This window comes from Mesorhizobium sp. Root552 (assembly GCF_001427285.1).
Classification (GTDB): domain Bacteria; phylum Pseudomonadota; class Alphaproteobacteria; order Rhizobiales; family Rhizobiaceae; genus Mesorhizobium.
Window position 1 is genome coordinate 55,745 of record NZ_LMFV01000008.1, and the last position, 14,107, is coordinate 69,851.

Consider the following 14,107-nt stretch of genomic DNA (forward strand, 5'->3'; position numbering starts at 1 on the left):
GGCTTACCTGACCGGTTCAGCCGCGCTGATAAAATGAATTGTTCCGGGAACGGCCTATCAGCCTGTAGCCTCGCTTGGCGAAGGCGGCAGCGCAAGCGGGATAATCGACGTTGCCGGGCAAGTGCTCAATCACGATGCGGCCGGGAAGCAATGCCGGGTCGCAAGTCTCGATGAATGGGGCGAGGACACGATCTTCATGGCCTTCGATGTCGATCTTGAGCCCGTCGATATGATGGACGCGTGATTCAGCCAGGATCGAGGGCAGGGTACGGATGGGGATAGACCCTTCGATGTCGTCCTCGAGCGATACGATTGCTACGTCGCCCTTGTGGATGCTGAGCGAACCGCTGCCTTCGTGATCGCTGACGGCGCAGCGAAAGATCGAGACATTGCCGAGTCCGGACGCGGCTGCGTTCCATTGGAGCCTTCTCGCCATCAATGGATTGGCGTCGATGGCGACGACCTTGCCGTTCTCGCCGACCTTCCTTGCCAATGGCAAGGTGTAGAGGCCGATATTCGCACCAATGTCGACAAAAGTGCCGTTCGGGCCGACACCTTCCAGCAGGAAATCGATGTCTGCCGCATTGTAGCGGGGATGGAGCAGGAGGCCGTTCTCGATCAGATTGCCGGGGTCACGCAGGCGGTAGGCGCAGCCGCGGAACCACACGTCGACCGTTCGAGCCGGGGAGCCGGTGATGAGCTTCGTCACTCGCCGGCGGAAAGCGCCGCGATGCAGCGGCGTGGTCTTTGCAATCGCGATCAACGCGGCCTGCCATCCGTCCGGTGCGAAGTGCCCGAATGGCAACGCTTCGTCGGGGTCAATTACGGCCTGTTCGGTCTCGGACAGAAGCCGTGCCGAGTTGGTCGGGGCGGGGCTCAAGCCTTGGCTCCGCCCGACAGTCCGAACTTGCTCAACTGGTGCGTCAGGTAGCGGCTGGCCGGTCCTATGGCTGTCAGTTGCCGAGAAGTAGCCAAGCCTGATGCGGCATGAGCGTCTTGATCCTCGACCGCGCCTTGCTCGAAGATGATGCCAGTCGGCGAAACCACTTTGAGTGGACGCAAGCCGACCTTGGCCGCCGCGAGCGTGAGGTTGCCCTGGTTGAAGCCGAGGACATGGGCGAAATGCAGGCTGCCGAAGCCTTTGCGAGCGAACCATTCGGCCGTATCAGGGACTTCGAGATAGACTTTTCCACCGGGTTTCAGCCATCGCGCGATGCGCTGGAGCGCCGGCAATGGCGTGCTCAGATGCTCGAAGACGTGAAAGCTGGTGACGAGGTCGAACTCCGGCCCGAAATCGGCTTCCTGCCAACCGATCTGCCGCATGCGAGCGCCCAGTTGTTCGATCGCGTGCGTCGCGTAGGTTTCGCCGGGTTCGAAGCCGTGTGCGTCGTATCCCTTTTCAAGCATCATGGTGATGAATTCGCCGGAACCCGCGCCGAAGTCGAGGGTGCGGGCGCCGTCAGGCAAAAGGCCTTGCAATTGCTGGACCCGGCCCAGTGCCTCGCGCTGCCGCTTGAGGATATGTTTCTGCTTCGGTTTGGTTGATGCAAGCTGATAGTCGAAGCGGTAGTATTTTTCGTAGTAGGTGCCGAGTTCCGACTCTGTCGGCATGGGGTTGGTGTAGAAAAGGCCGCAGCGGTTGCACATGACCGTGGGCAATCGTTTCAACCGGCGATCGATGCCGGCGACCGGCGCAAACGAACGCTCCCCGCAGACGGGGCAGGGTACCACGCCGCCCGAATAGGGATAACGGGTCATCGGCAGCATATATCTGGCTATCGAGAAGATATTCATGGGCTGTCGGAGTGGCTCGTAAATAATCCGGCGGGTGATACTTCACCCCAAGTCGAATAGCTATAGGGGCAGCTCCGGCTAAATCTCCACCGGGACCTCGTCCTTGATCTTGCGGATGGTCAGTGCGGTGCGCACGGTGCCGACGTTCGGCGTGGAGGTCAGTTCCTCGATGACGAAGGTCTGGAATGTGCCGATGTCGCTGGTTACGCAATGCAGCAGGAAGTCGGATTCGCCCGATACCATCCAGGCCTCGCGCACGATCGGCCAGGCGCGCGTGCGCTCGGCAAAGGCTTTCAATTCCGCATCGGCCTGATGGTGCAGACCTATCAGGCAGAATGCGACCACTTCCATGCCAAGCGAAGGCGCGTCGAGCAGGGCACGGAACCCGCGGATGATGCCTTTTTCCTCCAGTCGGCGGACGCGCCGCAGGCAGGGAGGGGCTGAGATGCCGACCCTTTGCGACAACTCGACATTGGTCATGCGGCCGTCATTTTGCAGTTCGCGCAGTATCTTCCAGTCGATGGCGTCGAGGTCAGCCTTGATCGGCATTTGGGAAAGTCCGCTGCGCAAGAATCTGTCGTTCATCGGTAATTAAACGACTTTTTGCCGCACGCCAGCGTTTTCATGCGGAATTTCGTGGGTTTCCAACGCTTCCAGAGGCCATTTGGGGCGACAACGTTTCCGGGGACACTTTCCGCGCCTCCTTGCTGGCTCGGCGGCCAACACTTACATTGCGCATTCAAGATTTCAGCCAGATGCGGGCCGCATGACAGCCCGCCGTTGCGAAGGCCGCTCCATGACCGTCAAGCACGCCCCTGTTCTCATCATCGGCTCAGGCCCGGCCGGCTATACCGCCGCGATCTATGCCGCACGCGCCATGCTGAAGCCGGTCCTGGTGGCCGGACTGCAACAGGGCGGGCAGTTGATGATTACCACCGATGTCGAGAACTATCCGGGCTTTGCCGAACCGATCCAGGGGCCATGGCTGATGAGCGAGATGCTCAAGCAAGCCGAGCATGTGGGCACAGAGGTCATCAACGACATCATCGTCGAGGTGGACATTGATAAACGTCCGTTCGTCGCCAAGGGCGATTCCGGCACGACCTACACAGCCGATGCGCTGATCATTGCCACAGGCGCACAGGCAAAATGGCTCGGCATTCCGAGCGAACAGACCTTCATGGGTTTCGGGGTTTCGGCCTGTGCCACCTGCGACGGCTTCTTCTATCGCGGCAAGGATGTGGCGGTTGTCGGCGGCGGCAATTCAGCGGTCGAGGAGGCGCTCTATCTTGCAAACCTCGCCAAGAGCGTAACCGTCATCCATCGGCGCAGCGAGTTCCGTGCAGAGCGCATCCTGCGTGAACGCCTGATGGCGAAGGAAAACGTCAAGGTGGTCTGGGATACGGTGGTTGACGAAATCACCGGACGCCCGGGCAAAACGCCGCTGCCGCCTTCCGTTGAAGGTTTGAAGCTCAAGAACGTCGTGACCGGGCAGGAGAGCCAACTCAAGGTGGATGGCGTGTTCGTGGCGATCGGACACGCGCCTTCGGTCGAGCTTTTCGCCGGCAAGCTCAAGCAGAAGTCGAACGGGTATCTGTGGACGGCGCCGGATTCGACGCGCACGGACGTGCCTGGCGTTTTCGCAGCCGGAGACGTGACCGATGACATCTACCGCCAGGCGGTGACGGCGGCAGGCATGGGCTGCATGGCGGCGCTTGAGGTGGAAAAGTATCTGGCCGGGATAGAGGTACACCGGGAAGCGGCGGAATAAGCCGCAAAGAAGCCCGATTTCTTCATCAAACGCCGCACAGAACGAGGGGAATCATGGCGTTAGATTGGGATAAATTACGCGTGTTTCACGCAGCGGCGGAGGCTGGTTCCTTCACCCATGCTGCGGAAACGCTGCATCTTTCGCAATCGGCGATCTCCCGGCAAGTGAGTGCGCTCGAACATGACGTCGGCGTGCCGCTGTTCAACCGGCATGCGCGCGGCCTTGTGCTGACCGAACAAGGCGAAATGCTTTTCCGCACTGCGCACGACGTGTTGATGAAGCTGGAAACGATCAAGTCGCGGCTGTCGGAAACCAAGGACCTTCCTACCGGGATATTGCGGGTGACGACCACGGTGGGCCTCGGCACAGGCTGGCTGACCGAGCGGGCGAAGGAATTTCTCGACCTGTTCCCTGAGATCAATTTGCAGCTTGTGCTGACCAACGAGGAACTCGACCTCACCATGCGGCAGGCCGATTGCGCTGTCAGGCTACGCCAGCCGCAACAGCCGGACCTGATCCAGCGCCGGCTGTTTACCGTGCACCTGCATGTGTTTGCCTCGCAGGCCTATCTCGACAAGCACGGCGTGCCGAAGTCGGCTGCCGATCTCGACCACCATCGCATCGTGACCTTCGGAGAACCGGTGCCGCCCTATCTGGCCGGCCTCAATGCGCTTGAAACCGTCGGGCGTCCTGATGGCGACAAGCGCCCGACGGCGCTTCAGATCAACGATTTGATGTCGATCCGGCGCGCGGTGAAGCGCGGCGTCGGCATCGCCATGCTGCCCGACTATATGGCAGGCAAGGATTCCGGCCTTGTGCCGGTGCTTGAGGAACTGGAAGGGCCGTCCTTCGACACCTTCTTCGTCTATCCCGAGGCGATGAAGAACCAGGCCAAGCTGAAGGCGTTTCGCGACTTCATGTTCGCCAAGGCGCGCAACTGGTCGTACTGAGCGGCAGAGCCCACGAGTTGCCTGAGTATCGGGCAGTGCTGTGCAATAATTCCGCTGAAGCCCGCACACCGTTCCGAAGAAGAGCGTCCATGCGCTGAAAAACGGCGATTTTCTTTCAAATAGGCCCGGTTTCTGGCCTTATTGCCGCTAAATTGGTCTTGGACCACAGCCTGTGTCTTTTTGCATGTGTGCGTTGCAAAATAGATGCTTGTTTCTGAGGCAGGAGGGTCCCATATATTGTGCATCTCCTGAGCGCGTTCTCCTCCCATTAGCGCTCACGAGTGTTCCCCTCTGGAGGTTTAGCCCTAGCGGGCACTTCCAATCAACTCAGCCGGATCTTCTTGGATCCGGCTTTTTTGTTGCCTGCATCCAGCCGCGTCCGGACGTGCGGTGTGGCGGCGGCAAACATCCAAGCCAATCTTGAGTTCAGTGCAGTTCTTGCGGGACGGCGCTTTGGTCGTCGTCACGGCAGTTGGGACCCCGTGGAACTGTTTCGTCACCTGCCGCTCTAGGCATTCCACGCTTGCCATCGGCACGACAGAAGACGTGTAGGCGGCGCGTAACAGTCATGTAACCCCTGTAACATGACGCCCGCTTTCGTTCTTGACTAAGGAGTAGGCAGGACGCGGCGCGGTGGTTCGAGCGATGGGGGCATCGTTCGTATCGCGGGCTCAGGTAGCCGCCGCGTCCAGCTTTTTCCCGCCGGTGGATGCCGGCCAGGGTGCCGTTTCGCGGAGTTGCCGCGACCCTGAATCCAGTGGAAAGCCAGCGTGGGTTTTCCTGCAGTTTGCCAATATGCGGCGGACCTGCCGTTACCTCCCCGGAAACGGTCCGCAACAAACGGCGCCCGGTTGAACCGGACGCCGTTTGTGGTTCTGGACCTCACGCGGCCTTGCCGTTCGCGTTCATCGCGTCGTCCGCCAGCCGGCCGGTCAGTTCGGACATGTGGCTGAAGCTGGCGCTATATGTGGCGACGCCTGCCGTCGCCGAGCGCAGTTCGATGATGAGATCGCCGATTTCCGCCTGTGGCATCGTTGCCTCGACCACATCCCAGCCCGGCCAGCCTTCACGCGCATCGTAGCCCAGGATCTGGCCGCGCCGTTGCGGGATCAATGCGATGATCTTTGCCGTGGCATCGGATGGGGTGAGGATGACCACTTTCATGACCGGTTCGAGCAGCACCGGCGAGCAGGCGGCCATGCCTTCCTTCATGGCGAGCTTTGCGGCCATCTGGAAAGCCATGTCCGAGGAATCGACGGCGTGATAGGAGCCGTCGGAGAGATTGACGGCGACATCGACCACCGGAAAGCCCAGTGGGCCTGACTTGAGATAGTCGCGGATGCCGGTCTCCACCGATTGGATATAGGTCTTTGGCACGACGCCGCCGGTGATCGTGTCGGTGAACTGGAAGCCGCTGCCGCGGGCCAGCGGCTTGATCTGCAACACCACATCACCGAACTGGCCGTGGCCGCCGGATTGCTTCTTGTGACGCCCGCGCTGCTCGACCGGCTTGCGGATGGTTTCGCGGTAAGGCACCGCAGGCGCATGACCCTCGACCGGGATCTGGTTCTTGCCCTCCAGGCGCTCGCGGACAACGCGCAAGTGCATCTCGCCGTGACCGGACAGGATGGTTTCCGCCGAATCCTGATTGTGATGGAGGTTGAGCGAGGGGTCTTCCTCGGCCAGCCGCTGGATGGCTGCCGACATTTTCACATCGTCCTTGCGTTCCTTCGGGCGCAGCGCAAACGCATAGACGGACTGAGGCGGCGATAGCTCCACGAGGGAGGCAATGCCGCCCTTGGCGGAGGTCAAGGTCTGGCCGGTACGCACATCGTCCAGCTTGCCGAGCGCAACCGTGTCGCCGATGGCCGCGGACGGAAGCTTCGACTGGTCCTTGCCCAGCATGCGGTAGATGCCGGACACCTTGTTGACCTCGCCGTTGGAAAGATAAAGCTCGCTGCCGTCGGCGATCTGGCCGGACAGGATGCGCGAGACGGAAAGCTTGCCGCCGTGCGCGGTATGAATGGTCTTCATGACCTGCACGACGGTGGCGTTGCCTTCCGGCGCGCCAAGCCGCCTGCGGGTCGCCTCGATGTCGGGCGCGTCGTGGCGGATCGCTTTCAACAGGCGCAGCACGCCGTTGCCTTTCTCAGCCGTGCCGATCAGTACCGGCGTGACGGCGCCGTCACGAAGATCGGCGGCGAGGTCGTCGAAGATGGCATCTTTCGGCGGCTCGATCTCTTCGAGCAATTGTTCCATCAGATGGTCGTCATGATCGGCCAGCGTTTCCAGCATCGAGAAACGGGCCTCGATCTCGCGCGCCTTGTCGTCGCCGGGAATTTCCGCGACTTCGCTTTTGGCATATTCGCGGTAGATGTAGGCGCGCTCCAGCGCGAGATCGATGGAGCCGATGACGGCGCCGTCCTTGCGCAAGGGAATCTGCCGCAACAGCAGCGGCAAGGTGCTGGCCGGCTGAAGCATCTTCAGCGTTTCGCGAACGCCTGCGATCGACTTGTCGATCTTGTTGAGGAACAGGATGCGCGGCACGCGCAATTCGTCCAGGCGGCGCATGATGAGCTGCAGCGCAGGGATCTTCTTTTCGTCGGCCTCCGCCACGACTACCGCGACGTCGCAGGCAGCGAGCACAGGCTCGGCTTCGAAGGCGAATTCGATCGAACCGGGGCAGTCGATGAACGTCATGGTGTCGCCCATGAATTCGGTGGTGGCGACTGTCGCCTCCACGCTCATCGCATGGGCGCGCGCTTCTGCGGAATGATCGGAAACGGTGTTGCCGGATGAGACCGGGTTCTGGCGCGGGATTGCGCCGGTGCGGGCAAGTATGGCTTCGAGAAGTGTCGTCTTACCGCTTGAGAAGGGACCGACTATGGCGATGCATTTCGGTCCCGTGCGTCGTCCTCCGGCGCGATTACCCATGACTGACCTCCGCTCAGGCGTTTTTTCAGGAGCGGCGGCCGGCCTGACGACCGTCGCGCGGCGGCAGCATTGTGAGGAAACTGCCTGCCTGGAAGCATCGTCCCACGGCTTGGCGGGCAGGGCAAGGGAAATAGAAATTGAGGGCAGTTAGAGGTTTGAGAGTGCCGCGCCCGGTGCGGCGCGCTATTTCATCAAGCGTCCGATGACCTTGCGGGCTACGGCGCCAGGTTTGACGTTGCTGATCTGGCCCTTGTATTCACCGGAATAAACCTTGCGCACCATGGCGGTGCGGTTGGACACGTTTTCATCGAGCGAGACGGCGAAGTCCGATTCGGATCGCCTGACGATCGTGCCATCGAAGTGGGCGTGACCGAGTTGAACGGACACGCGCGTTCCGAGCGGCGCGTGCACATTGCCCAGCAGGCGCATACCGCCCACCGAAACATCCGCAGTGACGAAGATGTGGTGCTCGTTGTCGAAGGACACGATAACGGTTTCCTTGCCTTGGAGGCGTTCGTGGCGGCGCATGCGAGGCTTTTCGACACAAACGGCAATCGCGGAAACCAGGATGACGATGTTGTACCAGGACCAGTAGAGCGCAACCATGCTGGAATCCTGCAGCGGGTCTCTGCCGCCGAAGGAGAGCAGCACGCCTAGAACGGTCAGGCCGAGCAGGAAGCTGAACAGGCTCATCATGCGCCACTGGATGACCGTCTTCGAACGGTCGCCGCCCTTGGCCGTCACCTTGAACTTCTGGCCCTTTGGCTTGAACAGCCCGATGGCGACGGCGGTCAGGATTTCGCGCGCGGCAAGAAGCTGCGAGATGTCGGTCATCACCGGCAGCACGCGCTGTCCGGAGAGCCACGCCATCACCGCAATCTGCGAGAGGTAGTAGGGCAGGAAGTTGGCGATGCCGTCTGCCGTGCCGACATTGACGGCGTTGATGCCGAGCAGGAGATAGAAGATCGGGACGAGGATGCCGGCCACGCGAAACGGATAGGCCATGCTCCAGTAGAGCATGCTCTCGACAAGGCTGACGCGGTCGATGAACTGAAGGCCGTTGCCGAAATTGAACGGTCCATCCTTGCCGCGGATGATCTGGATGAAGCCGAGACACCAGCGCGAGCGCTGCGTAATGTATTCCTGCAGGCCCTCGGGCGCCAAGCCGAGCGACAGGCGCTCGTTGAGATAGACGGTGCGGAAGCCGTTGCGCTTGAGCCGCAAGGTGAGGAGGTAGTCTTCCGTCACCGATTCGGTCGGAAAGCCGCCGGCGCGCTGCAGTGCTTTCATGCGGATGACCGACGACGTGCCGCAGCAAAATGCCGTGCCCCACGCATCCTTGGCCGGCATGAGCACGTCGAAGAAATAGCGCTGTTCGTCCGGCCATGCGTCCGAAGCCTGGAGGTTGGCCTGGATCGGGTCCGGGTTGATGAAGTGCTGCGGCGTCTGCACGATGCCGACATCCGGTTCCTTGAACAGCGTTAGTGCACGCGAAAGGAACATCGGCGTCGGTACGAAGTCGGCATCGAGAATGGAGATGAAATCCGGCGGCTCATCCAGGCCCGCAACGTGGCGCAGTGCGTGGTTGATGTTGCCGGCCTTGGCGTGGGCGTTGTCCGGCCGGGTCAGGTAGTTCGCGCCGAGTTCGTCCACCAATTCAGCCAGCCATTGCCGCTTTCCGTCATCCAGCACCCAGACGCGGAAGTTGGCATAGGTCATGCCCGTTGCGCCGACGATGGTGCGCTCGAGGATTTCGCGTTCCTCATTGTAGGTGCAGATGAAGACATCGACCAACGGCATATGCGGCAGGGCATTCAGCCACGGCGTGTTTTTCTCGACTTCGCTCGTGCGCTCGGTGGTGCGGGTCAGCGTTATATAGGAGATGATCGAGCCCGTAACCGCTCCAACCTCGATCAGGAAGAACAGCCATCCGACGACGAAGTCGACAGGATTGGCAAGGGAGGGGATGGTAGCGGTGACGCGCCAGAACAGATATTTGGCCGTCAGGGCCAGAACCAGGATGATCGGCAGAATTCGGAAGCGGCTATGGCGATTGATCCAAGGCATCACGGCCAGCAGCAGGCCGGCGATGATACGGCCGGGCACTGCGCCTTCCGATAGAACCGACAGGATCGGGTTCATGGCTGGGTCGCTCTCAGGAAGAGGTCTTGCCGAAAACCACGCGACCTGTGCGGCCAACCGGGCAAGAGCCTTCGTGCTGCATGCCTTCAACCGCGACCAAGGCGCGATAGGCCTCTTTCGTCAGAGCCGACGGCAGGATTGCGAAATTCGATGCGGCCGATGAAACGCCGCTCAGTTGGACCACTTTGCCCGGCAGGGCGCGCGAACCTTCACGGAAGGTGAAGCTTGCCGGCATGCCGACCGAAAGCGTGTTGTAGACAGCCTCGGTGACCGCTGCGGTGACAAGCAGCTTGGAACAGTCCAGCACGCTGATCAGGGGCTGGCCGGCGACGACCTGTTCACCGGGAGCGGTGAATAGTTCCCACACCTGGCCAGCGGTCGGCGCGGTCAACTTTGCTTCGCTTGCCAGATCAAACAGCGATTTTTCCCGGGTCAGCCCTTCTTCCAGCCTGGCTACACGCGCATCCTGCCTTGCCTTGTCGGCTTCGAGAGAAGCCATCGTCTCGGCAATATCGTCGAGGCGCTGGGCGGAGCGAGGTTCGTCGTCATAACCGTCGCCGAAGAAGCGGCTTTGCGCCAATGCTTCGGCTTCGACCGCAAGGGCTGCTTTGCGCGCCTTGGCCTGATCCAGTTCAGCGGCAGCGACATCAAGGTCGCGCTTGGCGGTTTCCCGCGCAGCCTTTGCCGCCGCGCCCTTGGCTGTCAGCGAGGACTGCCGCTCGAATTCGGCTTCGGCGCGCGCCAGGACCGCTTCGGCTGCGGTCAATTGGGCATCTATCTCGGCAATTTGCGCAGCAACACGGTTCTTGCGATCGATGCGGAATGCCTCGACCCGCTTGCCGATGCCGGAGCGCAGTTCGGCCAGACGGGAAATACGGGCGGCAAGTGCATCCTGTTCTTCGCGGGCGGCTCCCAATTCTTCGCCGGCGTGTTCGATGGCGGTGTGATCGGCGCGGGCGTTGGTTACCGTCGCCAATTCCCAGCCAGCCGGAATCGTGCTTCCGACGCGAAGCCCTTCAAGGCCTTCTGCGATGACGCCGCCAATCGGGGCCCGGATGGTTACAATCTGGGCATTGACGACGGCTTCGACGCTAGAGACCTGGAATAGACGCTGCATCGGCATCCATCCGACCGTCAAAAGGATGGCGAGGCCTGCGACGGTTTTGAGAATGCGCGACCATAGCGGCGAAAGTGGCTGACTGAGGCGCGATGGCGCGGGCTGCGGAGCCGAGGTTTCCTTGATCTCCTCGTTGCCAAATTCCTTGGCAAGCATGGTCTGCAAGGCTCCGGCACCCTTCACCTCGGAGGACGGGGTTGTCTGGTTGTAGGTGAAGCGGCCTGCGGGCGAGGCTTCGGCATCCTTGTCCGGAATCGGCTGGGCATTGGTGACTTTCCTGGGCTGGGCCCCGGTTTTGGACGTCATCTCGACCATCCCGCCGCTCGCGGGTTCCCTGTTGAGCCGAACGTGTAGGTTCTTTCTTTCGGCCTTTATCTGCCGACATTGTTACCGGGTGGAGTTTCGAGACCCTAAAGTTCTATGCAATTTTTACGCGATGGCTAATGCATCGTGAAAATAGCGCTGGTTGCGAGCAAGCCTTATAATGCGTTGAATCAGCCGGAAATTTATGGGGAAACGAGGTTTCAGAATGAAGATCACAGCATGTGGAAGCGTGCCGACACGACTTGCTTCCGACCAGTACTTTACAGGCCGGGTGATGCAGGATCCGATCATCGAGACGGAGGCCCCGGCCCATTTGCGGGCGATTTCCGTGCGGTTCGAGCCCGGCGCGCGCACGCACTGGCATACCCATCCGCTCGGGCAGACGTTGCATGTGACGGCAGGTGCGGGACGCGTGCAAAGCTGGGGCGGCCCTATTCAGGAGATCAGGGCCGGCGACACCGTTTGGTTCGAACCCGGCGAAAAGCACTGGCACGGCGCCGCTCCGCTCACGGCGATGACGCACATCGCCATGCAGGAAGCGAAGGACGGCAGGGCCGTCGACTGGCTGGAGCCGGTCAGCGATGAACAGTACGGTAGATGATGCCGGGGAAGCGCCGTCCGTAAGCTAGTTGGCGAATTTGCGCGCGCCGGCCACGCACAGGATGACCGCGACGGTGACGGCAAGCATGCCTGGCGTCACCGGCTCGTGCAGGAGGGTTGCTGCCAGCGCCAAACCGAAGAATGGCTGCAGGAGTTGCAACTGGCCGACCGCTGCGATGCCGCCTTGTGCGAGGCCGCGATACCAGAACACAAATCCGATTAACATGCTGAACAGAGAGACATAGACAAGGCCGATCCAGGCAGGTGGATTGATGTCCGCGAATGTCGGCGGCATCCGGCTGATCATCAAAGCTGCCATGACGGGCAGCGACAATACCAACGCCCACGAGATGACTTGCCAGCCGCTAAAGACACGAGACAGCTTGGCGCCTTCGGCATAGCCCAATCCGCACACAATCACCGCCGCGAGCATCAGCGTGTCGCCAATCGGCGAGGCGGTGAGGCCTTGCGAGAGCGCAAAGCCCGCCACAAGCGCGCTGCCAAGGACCGAAAATGCCCAGAAGGCGGGCTTGGGCCGTTCGCCGCCACGGATGACGCCGAATATGGCCGTCGCCAGGGGCAGCAGCCCTATGAACACGATCGAATGCGCGGACGTGACGTGCTGAAGCGCAAACGCCGACAGCAGCGGAAATCCGACGACGACACCCAACGAAACCACGACAAGCGAGGCGATGTCGGCGCGAGTGGGGCGCTTCTGCTTGAAGGCAACGAGCAGGCACAAGGCAAGCGCGCCGGCGATCGCAGCCCGGGCCGCCGTCAGGAACACCGGGTCGAACTGCAATACGGCAACGCGAGTGGCAGGCAGAGAGCCGCTGAATATCACCACGCCAATAAAGCCGCTGATCCATCCGGTGGTCGTCCGGTCCATGTCGCACTCCATCGATTGCAGCTTTCTATGGGCTTCGATGGCTGGCGCAGCCAGTGACAGTTCGGTACAATTAGGCTGAACTGTACTGATACAAGAGGCAATACGGATGAATGGAAACGCCCATCGAGGGTCGCGGGTCGAGATGGTGATGGCAACGGTGCGCCGGCGGATTTCCGGGCGCAGCCTGGGGTCAGGGGCCAAGCTGCCATCTATCCGGGGGCTGGCTGCGGCGCTGAAAGTGTCCGCCTCGACCGTGGTGGAGGCCTATGAAAGGCTTGTCGCGGAAGGCGCTATCCATTCCCGGCCCGGCTCCGGCTTCTACGTCGCCAACCAGACCGCGCCGCTGTCGCTGTCCGAGATCGGCCCGAAGCTCGACCGGGAAGTCGACCCGTTCTGGGTTTCGCGCCAGTCGCTGGAGACCAGCGACAGCAACATGAAGCCGGGCTGCGGGTGGTTGCCCGCGCCGTGGCTGCCGGAGAGCGGCATCAGGAAGGCGCTGCGTTCGCTTTCGCGCGCCGAGGAAACTGTGTTGGGCGACTACGGCTCCCCCTTGGGCCTGCCGCCTCTGCGCCAACTCATCGTCCGGAGAATGGCGGAACGGGGTATCGAATGTCCGCCGGACCAGATCATGCTGACCGAGTCCGGCACGCAGGCAATGGACCTGCTTTGCCGCATGCTTCTGGAACCCGGCGATGCCGTGTTGGTCGACGACCCTTGCTACTTCAATTTCCAGGCCCTGTTGCGTGCCCATCGCGCCAAGATGGTCAGCGTGCCCTATACGCCTTCCGGTCCGGATACAGAGCGCCTCGCCGCGGTGCTGGCCGAACACAGGCCGCGGCTCTACCTGACCAATTCGGCGATCCACAATCCGACCGGTGCAATCCTGTCGCCTGTTGTTGCCCACAGGGTCCTGAAGCTCGCCGACCAATTCGGGCTGACGATCATCGAGGACGATATTTTTGCCGACTTCGAGCGCAGCCCGGCTCCACGCCTGGCGGCGTTCGACGGTCTCGACCGCGTCATTCACATCGGCAGCTTTTCAAAGACGCTTTCGGCCTCGGCGCGCTGCGGGTTCGTGGCTGCCCGGCCTGATTTGATTGAAAGCCTGATCGACCTCAAGATCGCAACATCGTTTGGCGGCGGAAGGCTTGCCGCAGAAATGGTTCTCTCGGTCTTGAGCGATGGCGGTTACCGCAAGCACATGGAAGGTTTGCGCAATCGTCTTGCCCGCGCAATGTCTGATGTCGCGATCCGGCTGAAGGCCATTGGCATCATGCCGTGGATCGAGCCGCAGGCCGGCATGTTCCTGTGGTGCCGCCTGCCGGACGGCCTGGATGCTGCTGATGTCGCGCGGGCGGCGCTTGAAAGGGGTGTGGTGCTGGCGCCCGGCAATGCGTTCAGCCTGTCGCAATCCGCCAGCGACTTCATGCGCTTCAATGTTTCGCAAACGCTGAGCGACCGCACTTTCCAGGTGATGGACGAAGCGATGCGATCAGCGCGAAAGACGGGTGACGGAGAAAGCATCAAGCCGGGACCGGATACCCGCTGACCAAAACACAAAGCCCGGCGGTGCGCCGGGCCTTGGA

At 61.5% G+C, this 14,107-nt stretch carries 11 protein-coding genes; 4 read left to right on the top strand and 7 right to left on the bottom strand.

From position 1 onward, the window contains the following. Positions 1–16: 16 nt before the first annotated feature. From ASD50_RS04820 to ASD50_RS04830, 3 genes are all read right to left on the bottom strand, one after another. The gene (locus ASD50_RS04820; protein ID WP_056236839.1) at positions 17–880 is read right to left on the bottom strand and encodes an FkbM family methyltransferase; all 864 of its coding nucleotides are present in this window, start codon (positions 878–880) and stop codon (positions 17–19) included. Then, a complete protein-coding gene (locus tag ASD50_RS04825) occupies positions 877–1,794 on the bottom strand; it encodes a class I SAM-dependent methyltransferase (protein ID WP_082549493.1) in 918 nt (305 codons plus the stop codon). The genes ASD50_RS04820 and ASD50_RS04825 overlap by 4 nt, the downstream gene beginning before the upstream one ends. A 78-nt stretch (positions 1,795–1,872) precedes the next feature. Next, entirely contained in the window at positions 1,873–2,343 is a 471-nt protein-coding gene (locus ASD50_RS04830) for an Lrp/AsnC family transcriptional regulator (RefSeq protein ID WP_056236844.1), read from the bottom strand. Positions 2,344–2,590: 247 nt separating this feature from the next. On the opposite strand from ASD50_RS04830, the gene trxB reads away from it, so the two are divergent. After that, the gene (gene trxB / locus ASD50_RS04835; protein WP_056237012.1) at positions 2,591–3,565 is read left to right on the top strand and encodes a thioredoxin-disulfide reductase; all 975 of its coding nucleotides are present in this window, start codon (positions 2,591–2,593) and stop codon (positions 3,563–3,565) included. 53 nt (positions 3,566–3,618) lie between these two features. Continuing rightward, positions 3,619–4,515, top strand: a complete 897-nt coding sequence (locus ASD50_RS04840; RefSeq protein ID WP_056236846.1) for a LysR family transcriptional regulator — start codon at positions 3,619–3,621, stop codon at positions 4,513–4,515. Between the two features lie 882 nt (positions 4,516–5,397). On the opposite strand, the gene ASD50_RS04845 is transcribed toward ASD50_RS04840, so the two are convergent. The 3 genes from ASD50_RS04845 to ASD50_RS04855 form a co-directional block, all read right to left on the bottom strand. After that, complete coding sequence (locus ASD50_RS04845) at positions 5,398–7,449, bottom strand: elongation factor G (RefSeq protein ID WP_056236848.1); 2,052 nt, start codon at positions 7,447–7,449, stop codon at positions 5,398–5,400. A gap of 183 nt (positions 7,450–7,632) precedes the next feature. Then, the gene (locus ASD50_RS04850; protein ID WP_056236851.1) at positions 7,633–9,591 is read right to left on the bottom strand and encodes a glycosyltransferase; all 1,959 of its coding nucleotides are present in this window, start codon (positions 9,589–9,591) and stop codon (positions 7,633–7,635) included. 13 nt (positions 9,592–9,604) lie between these two features. After that, positions 9,605–11,014, bottom strand: a complete 1,410-nt coding sequence (locus tag ASD50_RS04855; RefSeq protein WP_162251985.1) for an HlyD family secretion protein — start codon at positions 11,012–11,014, stop codon at positions 9,605–9,607. A 223-nt stretch (positions 11,015–11,237) separates the two neighbouring features. On the opposite strand from ASD50_RS04855, the gene ASD50_RS04860 reads away from it, so the two are divergent. Further along, positions 11,238–11,633 carry a cupin domain-containing protein gene (locus ASD50_RS04860; protein ID WP_056236855.1) on the top strand — a complete coding sequence of 132 codons (396 nt, stop codon included), beginning with the start codon at positions 11,238–11,240 and terminating at the stop codon, positions 11,631–11,633. A 24-nt stretch (positions 11,634–11,657) separates the two neighbouring features. Here the strand turns inward: ASD50_RS04860 and ASD50_RS04865 are convergent, their stop codons facing one another. Next, on the bottom strand, positions 11,658–12,521 hold the full coding sequence (locus ASD50_RS04865) for a DMT family transporter (protein ID WP_056237014.1): 864 nt from the start codon (positions 12,519–12,521) through the stop codon (positions 11,658–11,660). 85 nt (positions 12,522–12,606) lie between these two features. Here ASD50_RS04865 and ASD50_RS04870 point away from each other — a divergent pair, with 85 nt between their 5' ends. Beyond that, positions 12,607–14,070: a PLP-dependent aminotransferase family protein gene (locus ASD50_RS04870; RefSeq protein WP_156464940.1), complete on the top strand. Its 1,464-nt coding sequence runs from the start codon at positions 12,607–12,609 to the stop codon at positions 14,068–14,070. The last annotated feature ends 37 nt before the right edge of the window (positions 14,071–14,107 follow it).